The 24,441-nt window shown below is 69.5% G+C and carries 17 protein-coding genes; 9 read left to right on the top strand and 8 right to left on the bottom strand.

The annotated features are described in order from the left end of the window. Window positions 1-129 precede the first annotated feature (129 nt). On the bottom strand, window positions 130-1,230 hold the full coding sequence (locus RTL41_RS04635; RefSeq protein WP_312161816.1) for an NADH:flavin oxidoreductase: 1,101 nt from the start codon (window positions 1,228-1,230) through the stop codon (window positions 130-132). Window positions 1,231-1,398: 168 nt separating this feature from the next. Between RTL41_RS04635 and RTL41_RS04630 the strand changes: the two genes are divergently transcribed. Continuing rightward, a complete protein-coding gene (locus RTL41_RS04630) occupies window positions 1,399-2,676 on the top strand; it encodes a cytochrome P450 (RefSeq protein ID WP_312161814.1) in 1,278 nt (425 codons plus the stop codon). 283 nt (window positions 2,677-2,959) lie between these two features. On the opposite strand, the gene RTL41_RS04625 is transcribed toward RTL41_RS04630, so the two are convergent. Continuing rightward, complete coding sequence (locus RTL41_RS04625; protein ID WP_312161812.1) at window positions 2,960-4,063, bottom strand: porin; 1,104 nt, start codon at window positions 4,061-4,063, stop codon at window positions 2,960-2,962. 349 nt (window positions 4,064-4,412) lie between these two features. Here RTL41_RS04625 and RTL41_RS04620 point away from each other — a divergent pair, with 349 nt between their 5' ends. The 3 genes from RTL41_RS04620 (at window position 4,413) to pip (ending at window position 9,090) form a co-directional block, all read left to right on the top strand. After that, window positions 4,413-6,503: a TonB-dependent siderophore receptor gene (locus RTL41_RS04620; protein WP_312161810.1), complete on the top strand. Its 2,091-nt coding sequence runs from the start codon at window positions 4,413-4,415 to the stop codon at window positions 6,501-6,503. Window positions 6,504-6,598: 95 nt separating this feature from the next. Next, a complete protein-coding gene (locus RTL41_RS04615; protein ID WP_312161808.1) occupies window positions 6,599-7,879 on the top strand; it encodes a PepSY-associated TM helix domain-containing protein in 1,281 nt (426 codons plus the stop codon). A gap of 131 nt (window positions 7,880-8,010) precedes the next feature. Next, window positions 8,011-9,090, top strand: coding sequence for a prolyl aminopeptidase (pip, locus tag RTL41_RS04610; RefSeq protein ID WP_312161806.1), 1,080 nt, complete (start codon window positions 8,011-8,013; stop codon window positions 9,088-9,090). A gap of 6 nt (window positions 9,091-9,096) precedes the next feature. On the opposite strand, the gene RTL41_RS04605 is transcribed toward pip, so the two are convergent. The 4 genes from RTL41_RS04605 to RTL41_RS04590 all read right to left on the bottom strand — a co-directional run bounded on the left by RTL41_RS04605 (window position 9,097) and on the right by RTL41_RS04590 (window position 13,066). Further along, entirely contained in the window at window positions 9,097-10,011 is a 915-nt protein-coding gene (locus RTL41_RS04605; protein WP_312161804.1) for an SDR family NAD(P)-dependent oxidoreductase, read from the bottom strand. A 113-nt stretch (window positions 10,012-10,124) separates the two neighbouring features. Further along, window positions 10,125-11,495, bottom strand: coding sequence for a DUF6880 family protein (locus tag RTL41_RS04600; protein ID WP_312161801.1), 1,371 nt, complete (start codon window positions 11,493-11,495; stop codon window positions 10,125-10,127). A 51-nt stretch (window positions 11,496-11,546) separates the two neighbouring features. Continuing rightward, entirely contained in the window at window positions 11,547-12,770 is a 1,224-nt protein-coding gene (locus RTL41_RS04595; RefSeq protein ID WP_312161798.1) for an acyl-CoA dehydrogenase family protein, read from the bottom strand. A 5-nt stretch (window positions 12,771-12,775) separates the two neighbouring features. Beyond that, window positions 12,776-13,066: a putative quinol monooxygenase gene (locus tag RTL41_RS04590; protein WP_056015703.1), complete on the bottom strand. Its 291-nt coding sequence runs from the start codon at window positions 13,064-13,066 to the stop codon at window positions 12,776-12,778. 202 nt (window positions 13,067-13,268) lie between these two features. On the opposite strand from RTL41_RS04590, the gene RTL41_RS04585 reads away from it, so the two are divergent. Next, window positions 13,269-14,705, top strand: a complete 1,437-nt coding sequence (locus RTL41_RS04585) for a DUF1254 domain-containing protein (protein WP_312161794.1) — start codon at window positions 13,269-13,271, stop codon at window positions 14,703-14,705. 87 nt (window positions 14,706-14,792) lie between these two features. Here RTL41_RS04585 and RTL41_RS04580 read toward each other — a convergent pair whose 3' ends face one another. Beyond that, complete coding sequence (locus tag RTL41_RS04580) at window positions 14,793-15,086, bottom strand: hypothetical protein (protein WP_312161792.1); 294 nt, start codon at window positions 15,084-15,086, stop codon at window positions 14,793-14,795. A gap of 102 nt (window positions 15,087-15,188) precedes the next feature. After that, complete coding sequence (locus RTL41_RS04575) at window positions 15,189-15,884, bottom strand: DnaJ family molecular chaperone (protein ID WP_312161790.1); 696 nt, start codon at window positions 15,882-15,884, stop codon at window positions 15,189-15,191. A gap of 70 nt (window positions 15,885-15,954) precedes the next feature. Between RTL41_RS04575 and RTL41_RS04570 the strand changes: the two genes are divergently transcribed. The 4 genes from RTL41_RS04570 to RTL41_RS04555 all read left to right on the top strand — a co-directional run bounded on the left by RTL41_RS04570 (window position 15,955) and on the right by RTL41_RS04555 (window position 24,391). After that, window positions 15,955-19,635 carry a hydantoinase B/oxoprolinase family protein gene (locus RTL41_RS04570; protein WP_312161788.1) on the top strand — a complete coding sequence of 1,227 codons (3,681 nt, stop codon included), beginning with the start codon at window positions 15,955-15,957 and terminating at the stop codon, window positions 19,633-19,635. Window positions 19,636-19,656: 21 nt separating this feature from the next. Continuing rightward, window positions 19,657-20,250, top strand: coding sequence for a hypothetical protein (locus RTL41_RS04565; protein ID WP_312161786.1), 594 nt, complete (start codon window positions 19,657-19,659; stop codon window positions 20,248-20,250). Window positions 20,251-20,429: 179 nt separating this feature from the next. Further along, window positions 20,430-21,113: a ParA family protein gene (locus tag RTL41_RS04560; protein ID WP_312161784.1), complete on the top strand. Its 684-nt coding sequence runs from the start codon at window positions 20,430-20,432 to the stop codon at window positions 21,111-21,113. Between the two features lie 449 nt (window positions 21,114-21,562). Continuing rightward, on the top strand, window positions 21,563-24,391 hold the full coding sequence (locus tag RTL41_RS04555) for a TonB-dependent receptor (RefSeq protein ID WP_312161782.1): 2,829 nt from the start codon (window positions 21,563-21,565) through the stop codon (window positions 24,389-24,391). The last annotated feature ends 50 nt before the right edge of the window (window positions 24,392-24,441 follow it).

The following is a 24,441-nucleotide window of genomic DNA, read 5'->3' as shown; positions in this document are numbered from 1 at the left end:
CGTCATGGCCGGGCCGCCAGGTCCCGGCCATCCATGGACGCCGAGTCCTGCCGGCGATCCCAGGCGCGTATGGATCCCCGGCACGCCTACGCGGCCGGGGATGACGATCGGAGACGATCTAGGCGGCCATCAATACAGCGTCGCCAGCGCCGCCCGTTCGAAGTTCTTCAGTTCGCCGGTGCGGCCTTCGCGGATCTTCACCGCCCACTCGGGGTCCTGCAGCAGCGCACGCCCCACCCCGACCAGGTCGAAGTCGCCGCGGTCCAGCCGGCGCTCCAGTTCGTCCAGCGAGGCGGGCTTGGAGCCCTCGCCCGCGAAGGCGGCGATGAACTCGCCGCTCAGCCCCACCGAGCCGACCGTGATGGTCGGCGCGCCGGTCAGCTTCTTGGCCCAGCCGGCGAAGTTGAGGTCCGAGCCCTCGAATTCCGGCTCCCAGAACCGCCGCTGCGAGCAGTGCAGGATGTCGGCGCCGGCGTCGACCAGCGCGCCCAGCCAGGCTTCCAGCGCCGCCGGGTCCTGGGCCAGCTTCACGTCGTAGTCCTGCTGCTTCCACTGGCTGATGCGGATGATCACCGGATAGTCCGGCCCGACCGCCTTGCGCACCGCCTTCAGGATGTCGGCGGCGAACCGCGCGCGGCCCGGCAGGTCCTTGGCCCCATAGGCGTCCTCGCGCTGGTTGGTGCCTTCCCAGAAGAACTGGTCGATCAGGTAGCCGTGGGCGCCGTGCAGCTCGATGGCGTCGAAGCCCAGGGCCTTGGCGGCGGCGGCCGCTTCGGCGAAGGCGCGGATCGCGTCGGCCACTTCTTCCTCGGTCATCGGCGCGCCGAATTCCTTGCCGGGGCGCGACAGGCCCGAGGGGCTGTCATAGGGGCCGGGCGGCGTCCATTCGGGGTCGCGGGTGCGCACCGCGCCGACGTGCCAGAGCTGGGGCGCCATGACGCCGCCGACCGCGTGGACCTCGTCGATCACGTGCTTCCAGGCGGCCAGTTCCTTCTCGCCGTGGAAGCGCGGCACGTCCTTGTCGTTGAGCGAAGCGGGCCGGTCGACGCCCGTTCCTTCCGAAACGATCAGCCCGACCTGCGCCGCGGCGCGACGCTTGTAATACTGGGCCACCTCGTCGGTCGCCACGCCGCCGGGCGAGAACGAGCGCGTCATCGGCGCCATGACGATGCGGTTGGGAAGGCGCAATCCCTTGAATTCAAAGGGCTTGAAGAGGCTGTCGGCCGACATGGTCGCTCCGGTTTCAAACAGGTGTTCGCAGATGCGGAATTACCGCACGACCGGTCGTTTTGTCAGTTCAATTTTTCTGTTGCTCACCTGCAACTTCCCCTCAGGCCATTCCGGCGCCATTGTCAGGTGAACAGCGGTCACCCAAGGCCGGACCTCGGAGGAAATGTGATGAGCGACGGCGCCGTCGATCTTAAGTCTGAAGCTCGCGCCAAGGCCTACGCCCTGCCGCTTGACGAGTTCAATGTGGCCGATGCGGAGCTGTTCCGCTCCGACACGATGTGGCCCTACTTCGAGCGCCTGCGGAAGGAGGACCCGGTCCACTACCACAAGGAAGGCCTGCACGAGGACGGCCCCTACTGGTCGGTGACCAGGTACAACGACATCATGGCGGTCGACACCAATCACGAGGTGTTCTCGTCGGAGCCGTCGATCACCATCTTCGACCCCAAGGAAGACTTTCAGCTTCCGATGTTCATCGCGATGGACCCGCCCAAGCACGACGTCCAGCGCAAGACCGTCAGCCCGATCGTCTCGCCGGCCAACCTGCACATGCTCGAGCCGCTGATCCGCGAACGCATCCAGCGCACGCTCGACGGCCTGCCGATCGGCGAGGAGTTCGACTGGGTCGACAAGGTCTCGATCGAACTGACCACCCAGATGCTGGCCACCCTGTTCGACTTCCCCTGGGAGGAGCGCCGCAAGCTGACCCGCTGGTCGGACGTGGCCACCGCCGGGCCGGAGTCGGGCCTGTTCAGCTCCACCGATCCCGAGGTCGCCGAGCAGGAACGCAAGATGGAGCTGTTCGAGTGCGTGGACTACTTCACGCGGCTCTGGAACGAGCGGGTCAACGCCCCGCCGAAGGGCGACCTGATCTCCATGCTCGCCCACGGCGAAGCCACGCGGAACATGGACCGCATGGAGTACCTCGGGAACCTGATCCTGCTGATCGTCGGCGGCAACGACACCACCCGCAACACCATGACCGGCTCGGTCCTGGCCCTGCACCAGAACCCCGACCAGAAGAAGAAGCTCTACGACAACCCCTCGCTGATCCCCTCGATGGTGTCGGAGACCATCCGCTGGCAGACCCCGCTGGCTCACATGCGCCGCCGCGCGACCCAGGACTTCGAGTTCCAGGGCAAGCAGATCCGCGAAGGCGACAAGGTGGTCATGTGGTACGTCTCGGGCAACCGCGACGAGGAAGTCATCGAGCGTCCGAACGACTACATCATCGACCGCGAACGGCCCCGGAACCACATGTCCTTCGGCTTCGGCATCCACCGCTGCGTGGGCAACCGCCTGGCCGAACTGCAGCTCAAGATCCTCTGGGAAGAGATCCTCCAGCGCTTCCCCTCGATCGAGGTGGTCGAGGAGCCCAAGCGCGTCTTCTCGTCCTTCGTGAAGGGCTACGAGACGATGAAGGTCGTCATCCCGACCCGCTACTGAGCGACCGCGCCCCCTTCGTGGCAGGGTGATAGCTCATCGCCTTGGCCCCGTTTTCCTCCCCTGCGCAGCGGGGGAGGGGGACCGCCCGAAGGGTGGTGGAGGGGGCGAGCCCCAGGCTCATCGCCAGCCGCCGCCCCCTCCACCGGCTGCGCCGGTCCCCCTCCCCCATGAATGGGGGAGGAAAAATAGGGCGACCTCCATACGCCATCGCCTTGCCGTGTGTGGAGGGGTTGGCGTCGGCCGAGCCGCCGCCTGCGCGCAAGCCGGGACGACAGCCGCTCAGCTAGAACGAGATCTGCAGCCGCCCGGCCAGGCTGTCGCCCTCGTCGGTCCCGACATAGGGGCCGGCGCGGTTCGTCACCTCCCAGTGGCTGAGATTGACCATCAGCCGCAGCCAGTCCTCCAGCCGCCAGTTCACGCCCAGCTCGGCCTCGCGGCCCTTGCCGCCCAGCGGCGCGTCGGTGTTGTCCAGCGTCTGGTAGCGGACCGCCACCTCCCAGGCGCCCGGCCCGCCCTTGGACACCGGCGCCTGCGGGCCGATCTTCACGAACGTGCCGCCGCGGCTGGAATAGGCCGGCGTCTCGCCGGTGATCATCCAGCCGGCGGTCCAGGCGCTCGCATCGACGGCGACATGGTCGCTGCGGGTCTCGATCTCGCGCCGCCCGGCCTCGACGAAGCCCCAGACCGGCCCGCGCACCGCGCCCAGCTCCATCCCATAGCCCGCGCCGTGCACCGGGTCGCGCAGCACGCCCAGCGGCACCTGCACTTCCTTGTTGATGTGCCCGGCCCAGGCGACATTGCGGCCGTGGCTGGCCAGGTCCGGCGGGAAGTCCTCATAGAATCCCCAGCCGCCCACATGCACCACCCCGGCCGCCGACTTCACCGGGTTCCAGTGCGCCCGCGCCAGATACGAGGTCACGTCCCGCGCCACGCCGAGATTGCCCGGATCATCGCCCGCCACCTGGCCGGTCACGTGCCAGTCGCGCCCATAGACCTTGGCGATCCCGCCCCAGCCGTAGAAGCCCTTCAGCGGGATCACCGCCAGGGCCACCGCGTTCCGCTCCAGGAACGGCGTGCCGTCCGAACTGCTCGACCCGTCCACCCCGCGCTCGCTCAGCCGGTTGCCCAGCACCAGCTCCACGTCCTTGCCGGCCCAGCGGTCGCGCCAGGCCAGGTACGTCCCGCGCAGGATCGCCTTGCCGCCGGCGAAATCGCCCTCGGCGGTATAGAAGAGATGCGGCCCGACCATGCCCTCGACCCCGATCCGCGCGGCGCGGACCTCGTCGCCGGCGAGGTTGCGCTCGTCGTGGCGGGACCCCTGGGTGGTCGAGGCGTCCAGCAGCAGCCGTCCCTTGGGCCGCAGGCTGAAGCCGCCGTCACCCGTCACGAACTGCCGCCCGTCCCAATGGAAATCGACGTCCGACGCCGCGGCCGGCCCCGCGCATACGGCCAGGCCCGCGGCGCAGGCCAAGGCTGACAACTTGAAGATGGCGACGCCCCCCAGCGGATCGACAGACTGCGAGCCCCCGCCCCACGCGGCGTGCCTGCTCGTCTGTTAGACGCAGCCGGTCAAGCCACCAGCAGCCCCAGGCGCGCTTTTTCTGCATTCCTTCGGCGCCCCCGTCTGCACGCGACCGATCCGCGCATTAAATGCAAACGCCTCGCAACCGCATTGACAGCTTGAGATATCGCCGCTACGCGCACCTGCTTCTCATTCTTAAAAGCAGATCCTCCCCATGACGCGCCTGCTCACCTCGGCCCTGCTCGCCGCCACCGCCCTCTCGGGGCTCTGCGCCGCCACCGCCCGCGCGGAGGTCATGGAAGCCGCCGCGGGCGCCGGCGACGCCAGCGAGGTCGAAGGGGTGCTGGTCCAGGGCAACCGGCTGACGACCGCCGCCGTCGGCCTGGACCTGTCGCTGCGCGAGACGCCGCAGTCGGTGACCGTGGTGCCGCGCGAGCAGATCCAGGACTTCGCGCTCGACACCGTCAACGACCTCCTGGCCCATGTGCCCGGGATCAATGTCGAGAAGATCGAGACCGACCGGACCTATTACAACTCGCGCGGCTTCGACATCACCAACTTCCAGGTGGACGGCATCGGCCTGCCGCTGATCTGGGGCATCCAGTTCGGCGACCTCGACACCGCGCTGTTCGAGCGGGTCGAGGCGGTGCGCGGCGCCAGCAGCATGATGACCGGCTCCGGCAATCCGTCGGCCACCATCAACTATGTGCGCAAGCGCCCGACCAAGACCTTCCGCGCCGACGCCTCGATCCAGTACGGATCCTGGGAGGACATCCGGCTGGAGGCCGACGTCTCCGGCCCGCTCAACGCCGACGGGACCGTGGCCGGGCGGCTGGTCTACGCCAACCAGGATAGGGATTCCTACCTCGACTATTACGGCGTGAACCGGAACGTCTATTACGGCGTGCTGTCCTGGGACCTGACCCCGAACCTCACGGTCACCGGCGGCTACTCCTACCAGGACAACCGCGCCCGCGGGGTCCTCTGGGGCGCCCTGCCGCTGGTCTATTCCGACGGGACCTTCGTGGACTATCCGGTCTCGGCCTCGACCTCGGCCGACTGGACCTACTGGCATACGCAGGACCAGACCGCGTTCGGCGAGGTGAAGTACGCCTTCGCCAACGGCTGGGCGATCCGCGGCGTGCTGACCCACCAGGAGTTCGAGGAGCACGCCAAGCTGCTCTACGCCTTCGGCGCCCCGGAGCCGGACACCGGCCTGGGCGTGTTCGGCATGACCGGCGTCTATCCGTCCACCTACAAGCGCACCATGCTCGACGTCTACGCGTCCGGGCCGTTCAGCGCCTTCGGCCGCGAGCACGAGCTCGTGGTCGGCGGCCACGTCTCGCGCTCGCACGGGCTGGAGTACGAGAACTTCGCCGAGGACTATCCGGCCTATCCGGCCGTGGGCCTGTGGGGCCGCGAACAGGTGGCCCAGCCCGCCTATCCCGGCGAGTACCTCGCCGCCGACCAGACCGACCGCATGCAGCGCGTCTACGCCGCCGCGCACCTCAACCTCACCGACCGCCTGAAGGGGATCGTCGGCTTCAACGCCCTGAAGGTGAAGTCGAAGGGCTTTTCCTACGGCGTCGACACGCCGCGCGACGAGGACGCGATCAGCCCCTATGTCGGCGTGGTGTTCGACCTGACGCCGGACGTCTCGCTCTACGCCAGCTACACCGACATCTTCAATCCGCAGTCGGAAGTCGACGTCAACCACCAGACCCTGGAGGCCGCCCAGGGCAAGAGCTACGAGGCCGGGATCAAGAGCCAGTGGTTCGGCGGCAAGCTCTACGCCACGGCGTCGATCTTCAAGTCCGAGCAGATGGGCCTGGCCGAGTTCGCCGGGACGTTCGACGACGGCAAGAGCTACTATTCGGGCGTCGACACCTACGCCAAGGGCTACGAGCTGGAAGTGGCCGGGCGGGTCACCGACCAGTGGACGCTCGCCGGCGGCTGGACGGACCTGTCGATCGAGGGCCAGGACGATCAGGACGTGCGCACCTATCTGCCGCGCAAGACCCTCAAGCTCTCGACCACCTACACCGTCCCCGAGCTGCGGAACCTCAAGCTGGGCGCGGCCCTGCGCTGGCAGGACGACATCCACATCGAGGACATCGTGACGATCGCGCAGGACGCCTATGCGATCCTCGACCTGATGGCGTCGATCGACATCACCGACCAGGTCCGCGCGACGGTGAACGTGAAGAACGCCACCGACGAGAAGTACCTCTCCAGCCTGATGTGGAACCAGTCCTACTACGCCGCGCCCCGCAGCGTGTCGGTGCGGCTGAACTACAGCTTCTGATCGCCCAGGCGCCTGTCGTCGTTGCAAGCGCCTCGCAACAGCAGTCGCAACCTGCTAAACGCGATCTCGACGTCCGGAGTTGAAAGGCCGAGCCCGTGCGCCCCTTTTTCGGTTTCCTTCACCGCTGGGTCGGGTTGCTGATCGCCGGCTTCCTGTTCGTCTCGGGCGTCACCGGCGCGGTGATCTCCTGGGACCACGAGCTCGACGACCTGCTCAACCCGCACCTGATGCACGCCGACACGGCCGGGACGCCGATCGCGCCCCTGACGCTCGCCGCCCAGGTCGAGGCCCGCGATCCGCGCGTGCAGGTGACCTTCGTGCCCCTGGCGGTCGAGCCTGGGGAATCGATGGCCCTCGGCGTCACCGGCCGGGTCGACGCCAGGACCGGCAAGCAGATCGAGCCCGGCTACAACCAGGTCTTCCTCGACCCGGTCAGCGGCCAGGAGCTGGGCCGGCGCAACTGGGGCGCGGTCTGGCCGATCACCGCCGAGACCTTCGTCTCGTTCCTCTATGTGCTGCACTACACCCTGCACATCCCGGAGATGTGGGGGATCGACCACTGGGGCCTGTGGCTGATGGGCGCCATCGCCATGCTCTGGACGATCGACTGCTTCGTCGGCTTCTACCTGACCCTGCCGATGAACAAGGGCGCCCGCCCCGCCCGCCAGAGCTTCTGGGCGCGCTGGAAGCCGGCCTGGAAGATCAAGACCAGCGGCAGCGCCTATCGGATCAATTTCGACATCCACCGCGCCTTCGGCCTCTGGCTCTGGGGGGTGCTGTTCACCGTCGCCTTCACCGCCTTCTCGCTGAACCTCTACACCGAGGTGTTCTACCCGGTGATGTCGAAGATCTCCCAGGTCACGCCGGGCCCGTTCGACGTGCGCAAGCCGCGCGACCACGACGATCCCGTCATCGCGCAGATCGGCTACGCCCCGGTGATCGCCAAGGCCTCGGCCGAGGCCGCCGGGCGCGGCTGGACCGAGCCGGCCGGCAGCGTCTTCTACAGCCCCGAGTTCGGCATCTACGGCGTCGGCTTCCATGTCCCGGGCGGCGACCATGGCGCGGCCGGGGTCGGCCCGCCCTACCTCTATTACGACGGCGTGACCGGCGCCCTGCTCGGCGCGCGCCAGCCCTGGAAGGGCACGGCCGCCGACATCTTCGTCCAGGCCCAGTTCCCGCTGCATTCGGGCCGGATCCTCGGCCTGCCCGGCCGGATCCTGATCTCGTTCATGGGCGTGGTGGTCGCGGCCCTCAGCGTCACCGGCGTGGTCATCTGGTGGAAGAAGCGCCAGGCGCGGGTCCTGCGCCAGCGCCGCCACGCCGCCGTCCGCCCGCGCCCCCCCGCGCCGGCCGGTTCGGGATACCCCGCCGAGTGACGCGCCCTGCCCGACGTCAATCCAGGCGCCCGCGCGGGCCGTCCCCAAATCCCCCGGCGAAGGCCGGGGTGACCAACAGCTCGTTGCACCCAGGCGGCCGATTGCGTTAGGCCGTAGTCCAGGAGCCGCACATGGATTTCTCGAAGCTGCAGGCGACCAGCAAGGTCACCGACCAATGGTCCTATCCGCTGGCCAGCGCCAACCGCTCGGGCCTGCTCCAGGTCGCCCCCGCCCACAAGCTCTACTGGGAGGAATACGGCGCGCCCGACGGCGAGCCGGTCATGTTCCTGCACGGCGGCCCGGGCGGCGCCTGCGCCCCGGTGATGTCGCGGTTCTTCGATCCCGCCCGCTACCGCGTGATCCTGTTCGACCAGCGCGGCTGCGGAAAGAGCGAGCCGACCGTCGCCTCGGCCGGGCCGCAGGTCGCCCTGGCCGACAACACCACCGACCACCTGGTCGCCGACATCGACGCCCTGCGCCAGGCGCTGGGGATCACCGGCAAGATGCACGTGTTCGGCGGCAGTTGGGGCAGCACGCTGGCCCTGGTCTACGCCATCCGCCACCCGCAGAACGTCGCCTCGCTGATCCTGCGCGGCATCTTCCTCGGCACGCGCGAGGACCTGCTCTACATGTACCAGGGCAATGCGGCGGTGTTCGAAGAGACCCCGTTCGAGATTTCCGAGCCGGGCTCCTACGTGACCTATCCCGACGAGTGGAAGGCCTTCGTCGAGGTCATCCCGCCGGCCGGGCGCGGCGACATGATGGGCGCCTACAAGGCGATCTTCGACATGGTCCCGCAGACCGACGCCGAGCGCGAACGCCAGCTTCGCGCCGCCCTGGCCTGGTCGGTCTGGGAGGGCGCGATCTCCAACATGATCCCCGAGAGCGCCGATGCCGGAAAGTTCGGCGAGGCCGACTTCGCGCTCTGCTTCGCGCAGATCGAGGCCCATTTCTTCGCCAACCAGCTCTTCCTCGAGCCGGACTACATCGTCCGCAACGCCGGCAAGCTGGCCGGCGTCCCGATCCACATCGTCCACGGCCGCTTCGACCAGGTCTGCCCGCTGCCCCAGGCCTCGCGCCTGGCGGCGACCCTGACCGACCTCGGCGCGCCGCCGGCCAGCTTCGTGATCACCAACGCCGGCCACAGCGCCATGGAGGGCGAGACGGTGCTGGCCCTGACCGCGATCATGGACGGCCTGCCGCGCCTCTGAGGCCCGCTAGCCCTTCGCGGCCTTGGCGACGTCGGCCGCCAGCTTGGCGAAGATCGCCTCCGGCTCGACCTCCGGCGTCCGCGAATGCTCGTAGGCGTGGGCCGACCGCGCCGCGCGGTCGAACCACAGCGCGCCAGGAACAGGCGCCGGCCGCCGGGCCGCCAGCCAGAGCGCGGTGTCCGCCCCCTGCGCCCCGGTGCGCAGGATGGGCCCCAGATGGCGGTTGAGATCGGGCAGCGCCGTGCGCACGCCCTCGGTGGCGACCCATCCCGGATGCATGGTGTAGGCGGGCGCGCCCTGCGCGCTCCACCTGTCGGACAGCGCCAGTTGCGCGCGCTTGTGCGCGGCATAGGCCATGACGCCGCTGTACCTGGCCGGCGACTGTTCCAGCCGGCGCAGGCTGAGCGCCGAGTTGTAGAGGCCGCCCGAAGCCATGTTGATGATCCGGCCCGAGCCCAGCGCGCCCAGTTCGATCAGGCGTTCGGTCAACGCGAAATGGCCCAGCAGGTTGATGGCGTAGGTGCTCTCGAACCCGTCGGGCGAGGTGCTGTACGCATGCTCCAGGCGCCCGACATTGTTCACCAGGACGTCCAGCCCTCCGACGCTCGCCGCCACATGCTCGGCCAGGCTCAGATTGTCCGCCACCCGGTCCAGGTCGAACTTCAGGGGTTTGACGCCCGCCACGCCTTCCAGCGCCGCCAGCGCCTCCGGGTTGCGCCCCACCGCATAGACGCTGGCCCCTCGCCGCGCCGCGCCCAGCGCAATCGACCGCCCGATGCCGCCCGTCGCCCCGGTCACCAGCCAGGTCTGGCCTTCGAACGCCCGCCCGATCGGGCGCAGCGGCAGCCCCCGCGCCACGAAGCCGACCGCCGTGAAGGACGGCGCGAAGCGGCCATAGAAGTTCAACAGTTTGCTCGGCATCGAATCCCCGCCCTCGCCGCCCGCCGCGGCCTGACGCCAGCTAGGCCCAACCCGCCTTAACTTGCAATATAAGACTTAATATCGGAGCGAGAATTCGGCTTTCCGCCGGGGCCTCAGCGCGGCCGGCGCTGGGCGACGAGCCGCGATATGCCCTCCACGAAGGCCTCATGCGTCATCACGCCGTTCCAGTCGGCGATCTGCGCGGCGAGGTTTTCGAGGCGATCGATCTGGTCGCCGGCGGCCTGCGCCCGGTCGGTCCGCCGCCATCGGAGCGTATCGACGATCATCGCGCGCAGCAGCAGCGAGGCGGCGATCGGATGGCGCGCTTCGAGCAGATCGGCCGCGGCCTCCAGCAGCTCGGTCCTGGCCGGGTCGATCTCCCCGGCGCGTTCGAGCACGAGCTGGGCCGCGTCCGGAATCGACGGCCAGGCGATGAGGAAGGCCAGGGCGTCGGAGAAGCGCGCGTGCGCCTTCGCGCTCGCCATGGCGCGCTCTTCGGCCTCGACGTCGTCGAAGCCCGACAGGCGCTTCAGGTGATCGCGCAGCGGGGCCGTGCGCAGGGCGCGCTCGAAGGCGGCCCATCGGAGTTCCTGGGCCTCGTCAGGGCGCCCCTGCGCCTCGGCCAGCGCGATCTGGGCGTCTTCCCAGGCGGCCCGGCCCTGTCCCACGCCCTGCTTTGGCGCGGCCGATCGCAACGCCGCCTCGGCCTCCTGCAGGCGGCCCGCGGCGATCAGGCGCCGGGCGATGGTTCCGCCGGTTTCGGGCTCGCTCCGCTCGGCGTCCGTGAAGGTCGCGAGATAGGCGTCCACGTCTGCGTCCAGATCGGCCAGGAGCCGCACCGCCCGGCGCAGCCGGTCCATCCGCCGGTGCTCGCCCCACCGCTGTTCGAGCTCGGTGCGCAGCGCCTTGCGCGCGGCGGCCTCCAGGCCCGGCGCGACTTGTTCCAGCAGGTCCGGATAGAGGCCGCCCCGGTCGCCTTCCACCAGCGCTCCGAGCGCCCGCGCCACGGTCGCGGGCTCGACGCGCGCGACCTTGACCAGCGCCGGAGCCGACTGCGCCGCGGCGGCGAACACGTCGGCGACAAGCCCGCGCGGATCGCGCGTGAGGCTCAGCATCGCCGGGCCCATGGCCAGGAAGCGGCAGAGATGGGCCAGGGCCAGGCCCGGGTCGAGCCCCGCCAGTGGGCCGACGATCATCGCCCGCTGCAGGTCAAGGTCGCGGGCGAAGCCCTTGTAGCCCCGCGCGCTGACCCGCGCACGCCGGGCCTCCAGCGCCGCCATGCGCTTGGCGACTTCCCCCGCCAGGTCCTCGGCGCCGACCTCGCCGGCCAGGTTCATGCGCAGCCTGCGCTTGAGGTGAGCGTCCTCCTCGGCCGCCGCGAGCAGCAGCAAGGCCAGCTTCTCGGCGCCCAGCGCCTCGAGATTGGCCTGGGTGAGGGTCTTGCGGGAGCCGGACCGCTTGGCGGCCCGCGGAGTCGGGGTCATGGCGCAAGGATGCCGGCGACTTGCCCTTGCGCCTATCCCCGAAACCGCCCGCTACAGCCCCAGCACCATCTTGGCCATGATGTTGTGCTGGATCTCGTTCGAGCCCGCATAGATCGAGGTCTTGCGGTAGTTGAAGTAGGTCGGGGCGACCGTGGCCGCATAGTCCGGCCCGGCCCGCGGCTCGTTGCGCTCGCCGCGGATCTCGGCCCAGGTGTCGCGGACGAAGGGCTGGGCGTAGATGCCCGCCGCCTCCAGGGCCAGCTCGGTCACCGCCTGCTGCGCCTGGCTGCCTTCCAGCTTCAGCATGGAGGACGCCGCCCCCATCGCCTCGCCCGAGGTGCGGGCCGAGAACATCCGCAGCTCGGTGGCGTTCAGCACGTCCACCTTGATCTGCATCTCGCTGAGTTTCCTGCGGAAATCGGGATCATCGATCATCCGCCCGCCGCCGTCCGACGGCTCCAGGCTGGCGATCTTGCGCACCTTCTGCAACTGGTTGGTCAGGCCCGCCGCATAGGGGTTGCCCCGCTCGAACTGCAGCAGGTACTTCGCATAGGTCCAGCCCTGGCCTTCCTCGCCGATGCGGTTGGCGACCGGCGCCCGGACGTTCTCGAAGAACACCTGGTTGATCTCCTGGTCGCCCTCGGGCGGGCCGTCCAGGGTCGGCAGGGGCACGATGGTGATCCCCGGCGTCTTCATGTCCAGCAGCAGGAAGGAGATGCCCTTCTGGCGGATTTCCTCGTTCGAGGTCCGCACCAGACAGAACATCCAGTCGGCCCACTGTGCGTAAGTTGTCCAAATTTTTGAACCATTTAGCACATAATGGTCGCCGTCCCGCTCAGCCTTCATCGACAGCGAGGCGAGGTCCGATCCCGAGCCCGGCTCGGAATAGCCCTGGCACCACCAGACGTCGGTCGAGAGGATCTTCGGCAGGTGCTGGGCCTTCTGCTCGGGCGTGCCGAAGGCCATCACCACCGGGGCGCACATCTTCAGCCCCATGTTCGAGGTCGAGGGCGCGCCCGCCAGGGCCATCTCCATGTCGAAGATGTACTTCTGGGCGTGGCTCCAGCCGGTGCCGCCGTACTCCTTGGGCCAGTCGGGGGCGATCCAGCCCTTGTCGTTCAGCCGCTTGAGCCAGCGGACTTGGCCGGCCTTGTCGATGTGGGCGTTCTTCGACTGCGCCGAGTGCGCCCGCATGTCGTCGTCGAACGCCTCGGCGATGAACGCGCGCACCTCGTCACGGAACGCCAGGTCTTCCTTCGAGAATTCGAGATCCATGGTCCCTACTCCACGGCGTCGAGGTACTCGATCTCCGGACGCCCGCCCATGCAGGGGCCCATCTTGGCGCCGGCGGCCTTGAAGTAGTCGGTCCCGCCGTGGGCCTTCAGGGCGTCCTCGTCCTTGTAGAGCTCCAGCACCTTGTAGACCGTCGGGTCGGTGCGGCTCTTGGTCAGTTGATAGGCGATGTTGCCCGGCTCGTTGGCCCGGACCTGCTTGGCCAGATCGATGAAGATCGCCTCGAACTCGGATTGCTTGCCGTCCTGGACCTTAAGGGTCGCCACCACGCCGATCATGCCGTTCTCCCAACGTTTGTTTGAACGGGAGCCTAGAGCCGCCGGCCGGCCCCGGCAAGCTGCCGATAGGGCGTTTTCTCGGCAGGTTTTCGCGGCGGCCCCGCAGAAAGCCGCCGCTTTGAACGGCGACTACGGGATCGACCCGAGAGACGGCCCCCGCCCGCCGGGGGAGACTGCCCGCTCCCCCAGCCAGGAGCCCGTCATGACCCTGCTCGACACCCCGCAGCCCGAACGCGGCCGCAGCTTCGCCCCCAAGGGAGGGGAGACCGAAACCCGGATCGGCCCGCTGGGGCTCAACGCCCATGGCCTGCCCGACCAGCCGACCATCGACAGGCTCTATGAGGAACGCGACTTCCAGCGCGCCTGCCAGGCCTATCTCTGGGCGCTGCCGATCGTCGCCTACGGCCAGTGGCAGAACCAGCACGAGACGGTGTTCGGGGCCGGCGACGGCGACATCGTCAAGTACGTGTCCGTCCGCGACAAGCTGGGGCTGATCACCGCCAACGCCACCACGCCCTATGTCCTGGGGTTCGTGAACACCGCCCGCACCGGCCCGGTGCTCGTCGAGGTCCCGGCCGGGGAGATCGCCGGCGGCTTGGGCGACTTCTGGGAGCACTCGATCGTCGACTGCGGCCTGACCGGCCCGGACAAGGGCAAGGGCGGCCGCTACCTGCTGCTGGGCCCCGGCCAGGAGCCGCCGGCCGGCGTGGAGTACGACTACGAGGTCCGCTCGCCGACCTTCAACGTCTTCCACGCCTTCCGCATCCTCACCACCGATCCGGCCGAGGGCGAGCGGATCCTGAACGGCTATCGGGTCTACCCCGCCAAGGACGCCGCCAACCCGCCCAGGACCAGGATCGTCACCCCGGACGGGCGCCCGTGGAGCGGGACCCAGCCCAAGGGCATGGCCTATTGGCGGCGGCTCGACGAGTTGCTGCAGATCGAGCCGGTCAAGGAGGAGGATCGCCTGTTCATGGCCATGCTGAAGCCGCTGGGCATCGAGAAGGGCAAGCCGTTCAACCCGACGCCGGCCCAGACCGCAGCGCTCACGGACGGCGCCGAGATCGGCCAACTGATGGCCATCGCCAACTCGTTCGACAAGCGGTTCGAGACCGCCCGCTACGGCAAGGGCCGCTGGGACCGGGTCGTCAACGTGGCCATGAGCCAGCAGTCGGAGTTCTATTCCCAGCTCGATGAGCGCGCCTCGTGGTTCTACGAGGCGGTCGGCCTGTCCGAGGGCATGACCACCAAGACCCCGGGCGAAGGCCAGGCCTATCTCTCGACCTATCGCGACGCCGGCGGCCAATGGTTCGACGGCGGCAAGACCTATCGCCTGCACGTGCCGCCGAACGTCCCGGCCGGCCAGTGGTGGTCGGTGGCCCTCTACGACATCGAGACCCGCTGCTTCATGGACACCAAGTACGACAAGGTCGAACTGGGCTCGCGCAGCGACATCGTCAAGAACGCCGACGGCTCGGTGGACTTCGTCTTCGCGCCCGAGCCGCCCAAGGACTCGCCCGAAAGCAACTGGATACCCACCGTCCCGGGCCGCGCCTGGTTCACCTATTTCCGGCTCTATGCGCCGCTGCAGCCCTATTTCGACGCCAGTTGGGCGCTGCCGGACATCGAGGCGACGTAGAGGGCCTCAGGCCAGCGGCTTCTCCAGCAGCAGGGTGGTCAGGCCGCTGTCCCATTCCTCGTCGGGAAGGGCCGCAGGACGCGCCGCCTAACGCCCCTGGCGCTCGTTCCAGCCGTAGGCGACCCAGTGATGGCCGCCTAGGTGGCGCGCTTCGATCACGCCGTCGTCGCGACGCTGGGCGCGGGCCTTCTTGGCGCGCAGGGCCAGGCCCGCCAGGGCCAGCAGGGCCGAGGCCATGACCGCGATCACCACCACGGTGGCGGCGAAGAACACCGCCAGCAGGGCGCCGATCGCCACGGCGGCGGCAGTGGCCAGGGCGCCTCCGACCGCGGCGAGACCGCGAAGGGTCGAACCATGCTTCCGGGCGAAATCGCGAACCATGAGAGTCCTCAAGGGCGCCGCTTGTTACGGCTAAACGAATAATTTGGCCGAGCGATCCCGGCCGTCAACGATAACCCGACAAAACACGACAAAGTGGCGTCATCATGCCGCCCCTTCGAGCGCCATCGCCCGTCGTTCGCGCATGATGTCGTCGAACGCCGCGTTGATCGCCGCCGACTTGGCCTCCGCCACCTCGATGAACTCGTTGGGCAGGCCGCGGGCGCGGGCGCGGTCGGGGTGCGCTTCGGACAGCGCCGCCTTCCAGATGGCGCGCACCTCCTCGTCCGTGGCGTCGTGCGGCGCCGACAGTACGCCATAGGGATCGTCCGCGCCGATCCCCAGGTGCACGGCCTTGAGCCGGCGGAAGACCAGCGGCGAGAAGCCGAACAGGTCGGAGACCTGCTCCAGGTATTCCAGCTCGTCGGGGCTCACCACCCCGTCGGCGGCGGCGATATGGAACAGGCCGTCCAGCACGTCCTCCAGCAGGGTCGGGCAGCCGGCGTAGCGCTTGGCCAGGCGCCGCGCATAGCTCTCGAAGCCGCGCGTCGTCTGCCGGGCCAGGTCATAGAGCCGGTGGATGTTGCGCTCGGAGGCCGCGTCCGGCTGGAAGACCTGGGAAAAGGCGTCGAACTCCCCGACGCTGGCGCGGCCGTCGACCTTGGCCAGCTTCGCCCCCAGCGCGGTGACGGCGGTGGAAAAGGCGGGATCCTCGCCCGGCCGGGTGGCGGGACAATCAGCGCAGTCGCCGGCATCGGGCTTCTTGACTGCGAGCCCAGCAATGTTGCGCCAGAAGCTCATGGGAGTATCCAAGCTGTAAGGCCCGCAGTCGGTCCTGACAATGCAGATCAGCCCCCGGAAAGGTTACGGTTTGGACAGGCTTTGGAGCTTCTGGATCGATCGCGGCGGCACCTTCACCGACGTGATCGCCCAGGCCGACGACGGCGAGGAAGTCTCCATGAAGCTGCTGTCGGCCTCTCCGGCCTACGACGACGCCGCGGTCGAGGCCATGCGCCGGGTGCTGGGCGCAGGGCCTGGCCAGCCCTTCCCCGCCGCCCGGGTGAGGGCGATCAAGATGGGCACCACCGTCGCCACCAACGCCCTGCTGGAGCGGGCCGGGGCCAGGACCCTGCTCGTCACCACCGCCGGCTTCGCCGACGCCCTGGTGATCGGCGACCAGGCCCGCCCCGACCTCTTCGCGCTCGACATCGTGCGGCCCGAGCCGCTCTATTCCGGCGTCGTGGAGGCCAAGGAGCGGCTCGCCGCCGACGGCGCCGTGGCGGCGCCGCTGGACGAGGACGCCCTGCGCGCCCGGCTCGCCGCCGCCCGCGCCGAGGGCTACGCCGCGGTCGCCGTCGCCTTCCTGCACGCCGACCTCAACCCGGCCCACGAGGCCCGCGCCGGCGAGCTGGCCCGCGAGGCCGGCTTCGCCTTCGTCGACCTCAGCCACGAGGTCTCGCCCCTGCCCCGCTTCGTGCCGCGGGCCGAGACCACCGTCGCCGACGCCTACCTGACCCCGATCCTGCAGGCCTATGTCGAGCGGGTGGCCAGGGCGGTCGAGGGCGCGCCGCTCTACTTCATGACCTCGGCCGGCGGCCTGGTCCGCGCCCAGGCGTTCCGCGGCCGCGACGCGGTGGTCTCCGGCCCGGCCGGGGGCGTGGTCGGGGTCGCCCGCACCGCCCAGGCGGCCGGCGCGGCCCAGGCGCTGGGCTTCGACATGGGCGGCACCTCCACCGACGTCTGCCGCTACGCCGGCCTGCTGGAGCGCCGCGACAGCGCCCGCATCGCCGGGGTCAAGCTGCGCAGCCCGATGTTGGACGTCGAGACCGTCGCGGCCGGCGGCGGCTCGATCCTGGCCTTCGACGGCCTGCGCGCCCGGGTCGGGCCGCAGAGCGCCGGCGCCGATCCCGGCCCGGCCGCCTATGGCCGCGGCGGCCCGGCGACGGTGACCGACGCCAACCTGGTGCTGGGCCGGCTCGATCCGCGCTTCTTCCCGGCGATCTTCGGGCCGAACGCCGACGCCCCGCTGGACGTCGAGGCGGCCCGCGCCGCGCTGCAGACGCTGGCCGAGGCCATGGGCGCGCCCAGCGTCGAGGCCGCCGCCGAGGGCTTCGTCGCCATCGCCGTCGAGCAGATGGCCCGCGCCACCGACCGCATCTCCACCGAGCGCGGCTTCGATCCGCGCGACCACGTCCTGACCGCCTTCGGCGGCGCGGCCGGCCAGGTGGCCTGCGAGGTCGCCGAGGCGCTCGGCCCGTCGCAGGTGATCTGCCCGCGCTATGGCAGCGTGCTGTCGGCCTGGGGCATCGGCCAGGCCCAGGTCGCCAGCCTGCGGCAGGTCGGGGTCGACGCCGTGCTGGACGAGGCCGGCCTGGCCCACGCCCAGGCCGCCGCGCGGGAGGCCGACGCCGAGGCCCGCGCCGCCCTGGCGCAGCAGGGCGCGCAGGCCCACGAGGTCCGCCAGGTCCTGCGCCTGCGCTACGAGGGCGCCGACGCCGAGCTGCCCATCCCCATCGGCCCGCTGGCCGAGGTGAAGGCCGCCTTCGAGGCCGCCCACAAGCGCCTGTTCGGCTTCATCGAGGCGAACCTGCCCATCGTCGTCGCCTCGGTGGAGGCGGAGGCGGTGAGCGGCGAATCCCCCTCTCCCCGGCGCGGAGAGGGAGGGGTGAGGGGCGCGTCGCAAGCCGACGCCATGCAGCCCCTCCCACACGCCGGCGCATCCGAAAGTCCCCCCTTACCCTCCCCTCTCCCCCGGCCGGACGGGGGGAGAGGGGATACCGCCCGCATGTTCTTCCACGGCGCCTGGCATGACGCGCCGATCATCGCCGCCGACGCCCTGACCGCCGCCGAAGGCCCGGCCCTGATCGTCCGCGCCGACACCCAGATCGCGCTCTCGCCCGGCTGGAGCGCGACCCAAGGGCCAGGCGGCATGGTGCGCCTGGAGCAGGCCGGCCGCCGCAAGGCCGCGGCCCTGGCCCTCGACAAGCCCGACCCGGTCACCCTCGAACTCTTCAACAAGCGCTTCATGGGCGTGGCCGAGGCGATGGGCGCGGCCCTGGAGCGCACCGCCCATTCGGTGAACATCAAGGAGCGGCTCGACTTCTCCTGCGCCCTGTTCGACACCGGCGGCGGGCTGGTGGCCAACGCGCCGCACATGCCGGTCCACCTCGGCTCCATGGGCGCCAGCGTGCGCGCCGTGCGCGAGCGCCATCCGCACCTGAAGCCCGGCGAGGCGTTCGCCCTCAACAACCCCTATGCCGGCGGCACCCACCTGCCCGACATCACCGTGGTCATGCCGGTGTTCGTGGCGGAGGAAGCGTCCCTTTCTTCCCGGCTGGGCAGGGAAGGAGAGGCAAGCCCCGCCTTCTACGTCGCCGCGCGCGGCCACCATGCCGACGTCGGCGGCATCCAGCCCGGCTCGATGCCGCCCTTCTCCCATACGCTGCAGGAGGAGGGCGTCCTGCTCGACGCCCTGCCGATCATGGCCGGCGGGGTCTTCCTGGAAGAGGCGGTGCGCGCGGCGCTGGGCGCCGGGCCCTATCCGTCCCGCGCGCCGGACCGCAACATCGCCGACCTCAAGGCCCAGATCGCCGCCTGCCAGGCCGGCGCCGCCGCGGTCAGCGCCATGATCGAGACCTATGGCGGCCCGGCGGTCGCGGCCTATATGGGCTTCGTCCAGGCCAACGCCGCCGCCTCGGTCCGCCGCGCGGTCGGCAGGCTCAAGGACGGCCAGGCGCGGGTTCCGATGGACGGCGGCGGCGAGATCGTCGTCACCACCACCGTCGACGCCGCCGCCGGCGAGGCGGTGCTGGACTTCCGCCAGTCCGCCGACCAGCTCGGCTCCAACTTCAACGCCCCCTCGGCCATCGTCGACGCCGCCGCGCTCTACGTCTTCCGCAGCCTGGTGGACGACGACATCCCGCTCAACGCCGGCTGCCTGGAGCCGCTGAAGATCCTCACCCGCGAGGGCTCGATGCTCGCCCCGCGGTTCCCGGCCGCGGTCGTCGCCGGCAATGTCGAGACCAGCCAGCACGTGGTCGACGCCCTCTATGCGGCGCTCGGCGTGATGGCCAACGCCCAGGGCTCGATGAACAACTTCACCTTCGGGGACGAGGCCCGGCAGTATTACGAGACCATCTGCGGCGGGGCCGGCGCCACCGCCGGCCGGGCCGGGACCAGCGCCGTCCACACCCACATGACCAACTCGCGCCTCACCGACCCGGAGATCCTGGAGCGGCGCTTCCCGGTGCGGGTCGAGGCCTTCGCCATCCGTCAGGGATCGGCCGGCGCCGGCGCCATGCCCGGCGGCGAGGGCGCCGTCCGGCGGATCCGCTTCCTGGCCCCGATGGAGGCGGCCCTGCTCTCCACCCGGCGCGACCACGCACCGCGGGGAATCGCCGGCGGCGGGGCCGCCCTGCCCGGCGCCCAGCGTTTGATCGCCGCCGACGGCGCGGTAAAGGAACTGCCGGGCTGTTTTTCGCTTACAGTCGAGCCCGACGACGTCATCGAGATCGAGACCCCCGGGGGCGGGGGTTTCGGGGCCGCCACCTGATCCAGTCTGCAACGAGGTTCCATGCCCGCGCTACTCATCGCTCTCGCCCTTATGGCCGTCGACCAGGCCGCCGAACCGGCCGAACCCACCGCCGCCACACCGCCCGGCGCCGAGGAGCTGCCCTGGCCGGTCGGCGCCCCGCGCGACGACTACGGCCTGGTCTCCTGGTGCCACGGCGCGCTGAGCGGCTATCTCGAACTGCACGACCAGGTGATGCCCGAGGTCACCCGCATCGAGACCACCTACCGCCCGCCGGGCCGCTCGGTGGCCGCCGACCTCAAGGTCTATGCCGACATGCAGAAGCAGAGCCGCAAGGACCTGAAGGCGTTCGAGCGCGCGATCGAGGCGGCCGAGAAGGCCAGCGTCCGCCCGCTCGGCCCGATCGGCGCGGCGGCGATCAAGAAGGGCCAGGCCGTCTGGGCCGGCGCCCCGAACCTGACCAAGGCGCGCCTGGCCCAGGAGTGGATGAGCTGGTCCCTGCCCGTGCGCTGCGGCCCCACCGCCGAGCGCCTGGAAAAGAACGCCAAGCTGCTGGGCGCCGCCTTCGACCCCACCGCCAGCCTGGAGCCGGCGGCCACGGACGCCGAGGCCCCGGCCGAAGCGCCGACGAGCTGATTTCCCCCAGGAGCGTCATCCCGGTTTGCGCAGCAGGACCGGGATGACGCCGGAGGGCGAGCATCTTTCCCCGCCCCCACGGACAAAGTAGCGCCGCATAGCCGCTCGATAGTCCGGCCGCGGACCGCTATGGTTTACGCCAAGGTCCCGCCGGGGGGCGCTCCAACAGAGAGACCGGCTTGCCGACAGTCGCCTTTGTCAATCCGAAGGGGGGCGCGGGAAAGACCACCGCGGCGCTGCTGCTTGCGCTCGGCCTCGCCCAGCGCGGCCAGCGGGTGGCGATGATCGATTCCGATCCCAACAAGCCGCTGGTGCACTGGGCCTCGCTGCCCGGCCGCCCCGACCGGATCAGCATCCATCCCGCCCCGATGATGGAGGACATGCGCGACGCCCTGCGCGAGGCCCAGCGCAAGCAGCCCGACTGGCTGATCCTCGACACCGAGGGCTCGATCCGCGGGGCGATGGCGTTCACCACCATGCGGCTCGACCTGGTGGTCACGCCGCTGGCCGCCTCGCAGCTCGAGGCGATCCAGGCGATCAAGGCCGCCGAGATGGTCAGCCAGTTCGGCCGCCGCGCCGGGCGGCCCCTGCCCCATCGCTGCCTGCTGACCCGCGTGCCCGCCGCCCTGCGCCCGCGCTCGCTGAAGGAAGTGGTCGCCCAGCTCCGCACCAGCGACATCGAGATCCTGCCCACGCCGCTGATCGAGAAGGAGGCGTTCCGCGTCCTGTTCGCCGTGGGCGGCGGCTTCGACCAGCTCCAGGCCAGCGGCGTCAGCGGCGTGCCCGCCGCGCGCGCCAACGCCGACGCCTACCTGGCGTCGATTCTCGACCTGCTGAAGCAACCTACCGAAGTCTCAAATTAGCCGGCCCCAAACGGCCTGACCGATCCCCCGAAATGCGGTCGAACGCCGTTTTTCAGCCGGGGATGCCGACATACCGCTCACTCGAATGAGATTCCCGTCGCCGTGTGGCGCCGAAGCGACATTTCTGGGCGCCGCGAACAAATCGACGTTCGCGGCAAATTCGGGGTCTGATTTATATAGGAAAATCGGCCTTAAATTCGAATTATAGGTATGATTTTACGTTTACGTTAGAAATTGATGCGGGATTTTTGAGCTTCTCGCCGCGAAACGCCGTCCGATAGCAGCGTTATTCTCACCATGACAGAATTGAGACTTGCTTTGGGCGAGCCTCGCCGCTCTTTCCTGCGCCACGTTCAGACGACATTTGACGCGTAACGTGGTTATATTAGGGGAAACGAATGTTGCATTGTAAGTACCTTGCAGGAGCCTCCTCCCTGGCGCTCCTCGCGGTGCTCGGTCTTGCGGCTCCTGCCAACGCCCAAGACGAAATCTCGGTCGAGGAAGTGGTCGTCACCGGCTCCTTCATCGCCGGCACGCCCGAAAACGCCGCCCTCCCGGTCAACGTGATCGGCCAGGACGAGATGCAGAAGCAGGGCTCGCCGAGCACGGTCGACCTGCTGAAGTCGATCCCGGCGGTCTCGGGCGTCCTGGGTGAAGCCAACCAGTACGCCGCCGCCCAGTCGACCGGCGTGGGCAACGTCAACCTGCGCGGCCTCGGCTCCGAGCGCACCCTGGTGCTGATGAACGGCCGCCGCATGGCGATCTCGCCCGGCGCCATCTATGTCGACACCAACATGATCCCGTCGGCCGCCATCGGCCGCGTGGAAGTGCTGAAGGACGGCGCGGCCGCCACCTACGGCTCGGACGCCGTCGCCGGCGTCGTGAACTTCATCACCCGCAAGAACCTGAACGGCCTGGAAGTCTCGGGCGGCTACTCGTTCATCGACGGCTCGGACGGCGAGTACAACCTCAACGCCGCCTACGGCTGGCAAGGCGAGCGGGGCGACATCCTGCTGACCGCCGGCTACCGCAAGCGCAACCAACTGCCGGTCACCGAGCGCGACTTCGCCATGCGCTCGCTCGAGGACAACCCGCAAGGCGGCTGGTCCAGCTTCGGCAACCCGGGCCTGTACCTGACCAGCGCCAACGGCGGCGTGACCTACACCAACCCGCTGCTCGACCCGGGCTGCGCCACCATCTCGGGCCCGGCCACGGCCTCGGGCTGCCAGTTCCAGTTCGTCGGCTTCAACAACCTGATCGAAGAAGAAGATCACTGGCAGCTCTACGGCGAGATCAACTTCGAGCTCACCGAGAAGACCAAGTTCCACGCCGAGGTGCTGTACGCGGCCCACGACGTCGCCCAGGAACACTCCTCGCCGTCCTATCCGCCGAACAACTACCCGACCTCGGCGCTGACCGGCAAAGTCCAGGGCAACGGCTTCTTCATTCCGTCGGCCAACCCCGGCCTGCAGGCCCTGCTCGGCCAGATGACCCCGGCCCAGGCCGCGGCGGCCGCCAACGGCCTCTTCACCACCGTGGCCTGGCGTCCGATCGGCGTCGGCGGCAACGACCTGTTCGGCGGCGGCGCCAAGCATGACCGCCGCTACTTCGAGACCTACCGCATCTCGGCCGGCCTGAAGGGCGAGTTCGACGTCGCCGGCGGCATCGGCTGGGACGCGGCCGTCACCTACATGGACTCCAACTCCGACGTGGCGACGTCCGACATCCTGGTCGGCAAGCTGCAGCGCGCGATGATGGGCCTGGGCGGCGCCAACTGCCAGGGCACGACTCCGGGCGCCAACGGCTGCCTGTGGTTCAACCCGTTCTCGACCGGCGTCGAAGGCAACGTCATCGACGGCCGCACCAACCCGGGCTACGTCGCCTCCACGGCCAACAGCCGTGAAGTGCTCGACTACATCTTCGGCGAATACGGCTACAAGCAGCGCTCGCGGATCTTCACCGCCGACCTGGTGTTCAACGGCCAGGTCGAAGCCGTCGACCTCGGCGCGGGCCCGCTGGCCTGGGCCGCCGGCGCCCAGTACCGCTGGAGCGGCGTGGAGCGTCAGAACAACGACGACACCAACATCGCGGTCAGCCCCTGCGCCGACTCGTCGGTGAACCCGGGCGCCACCTGCGTCGCCCAGAACGGTCCGTTCAGCTTCTTCGGCGCCCTGGCCGACTACGACCTCGACTACTCGGTCGGCGCGGCCTTCGTCGAAGCCCAGATGCCGTTCACCGACAGCCTGACCGGCACCCTGGCGATCCGCTACGAGGACTACGGCGGCAATATCGGCGCGACCACCAACCCGAAGGTCGCTCTGAAGTGGCAGGCCACCGACTGGCTGGCGTTCCGCGTCTCGGCCGGCTCGACCTTCCGCGCCCCGCCGCAGACCCAGATCGCCGCGACCGCGACCACCAACCTGTCGTACACCACCGCGGCCGGCGGCTATCGCGCCTACGACCTGTGGGGCAACCCGAACCTGGAGCCGGAAAAGGCCAAGACCATCAACCTCGGCGCCCTGTTCGACTTCGGCGACTTCCGCGCCTCGGTCGACTACTGGTCGTTCGACTTCGAGGGCCCGATCCGGGCGGAAAGCGGCTCGCAGATCGTCAACGCGATCTTCCCGAACGGCTCGGCCGGCGCGAACAACTGCGGCAACCCGGCCTACGCCGCGCTGCAGGATCGCATCTCCTTCACCGGCGCCTGCTCGGCCGGCGCCATCAACCGGGTCCGCCAGTATTACGTGAACGGTCCGGACGTGAAGACCAGCGGCATCGACGTCTCGGCCAACTACACGGCCCGCGACGTCTTCGGCGGCGACATGAACTTCGGCGTCGACGTCACCTACGTCATCGAATACGTGGTCGCCCAGAACACGATCGAAGGAGTCGTCACCGCGCCTGAGACCGACTACGTCGGCACCATGGACTACCTCGGCTACGGCTCGCAGCCGCAGTGGAAGGGCAGCGCCTTCGCCGAATACACCCGCGGCGAGCACAACGTCCGTTGGACCGTCCGCTACGTGGACGACATGGTCGACACCCGTGGCGGCACCTCGACCTTCGCGACCAACCAGAACGGCCGCAAGATCGACGCTTTCGTCACCCATGACCTCGCCTACCGCGTCTTCCTGCCCTGGGAGACGACGCTGACGGCCTCGGTCATCAACGTGCTCGACGAAGATCCGCCGTTCGCCCGTCTTGACCTCAGCTACGACCCGTTCACGGCGAACCCGCTGGGCCGGTACTACAAGCTGGGCGTCACCAAGAAGTTCTAGAGGTCTTCCCCCTCGAGAACAGCGACTGGGGCGGCTCCCAAGGGAGCCGC

This window comes from Phenylobacterium sp. (genome assembly GCF_031984885.1).
Lineage (GTDB): Bacteria > Pseudomonadota > Alphaproteobacteria > Caulobacterales > Caulobacteraceae > Phenylobacterium.
This window is presented reverse-complemented; position numbering and strand designations above follow the sequence as displayed.

Bases quoted from the DNA above. Each gene is read 5' to 3' on its own strand.
- RTL41_RS04590 (WP_056015703.1), bottom strand. From the start codon at position 13,066: ATGATCGGCGTGGTGGCGACCCTTAAGGTCCAGGACGGCAAGCAATCC.
- RTL41_RS04630 (WP_312161814.1), top strand. From the start codon at position 1,399: ATGAGCGACGGCGCCGTCGATCTTAAGTCTGAAGCTCGCGCCAAGGCC.
- RTL41_RS04575 (WP_312161790.1), bottom strand. From the start codon at position 15,884: ATGAGCTTCTGGCGCAACATTGCTGGGCTCGCAGTCAAGAAGCCCGAT.
- RTL41_RS04600 (WP_312161801.1), bottom strand. From the start codon at position 11,495: ATGACCCCGACTCCGCGGGCCGCCAAGCGGTCCGGCTCCCGCAAGACC.
- pip (WP_312161806.1), top strand. From the start codon at position 8,011: ATGGATTTCTCGAAGCTGCAGGCGACCAGCAAGGTCACCGACCAATGG.
- RTL41_RS04595 (WP_312161798.1), bottom strand. From the start codon at position 12,770: ATGGATCTCGAATTCTCGAAGGAAGACCTGGCGTTCCGTGACGAGGTG.
- RTL41_RS04585 (WP_312161794.1), top strand. From the start codon at position 13,269: ATGACCCTGCTCGACACCCCGCAGCCCGAACGCGGCCGCAGCTTCGCC.
- RTL41_RS04565 (WP_312161786.1), top strand. From the start codon at position 19,657: ATGCCCGCGCTACTCATCGCTCTCGCCCTTATGGCCGTCGACCAGGCC.
- RTL41_RS04635 (WP_312161816.1), bottom strand. From the start codon at position 1,230: ATGTCGGCCGACAGCCTCTTCAAGCCCTTTGAATTCAAGGGATTGCGC.
- RTL41_RS04580 (WP_312161792.1), bottom strand. From the start codon at position 15,086: ATGGTTCGCGATTTCGCCCGGAAGCATGGTTCGACCCTTCGCGGTCTC.
- RTL41_RS04605 (WP_312161804.1), bottom strand. From the start codon at position 10,011: ATGCCGAGCAAACTGTTGAACTTCTATGGCCGCTTCGCGCCGTCCTTC.
- RTL41_RS04620 (WP_312161810.1), top strand. From the start codon at position 4,413: ATGACGCGCCTGCTCACCTCGGCCCTGCTCGCCGCCACCGCCCTCTCG.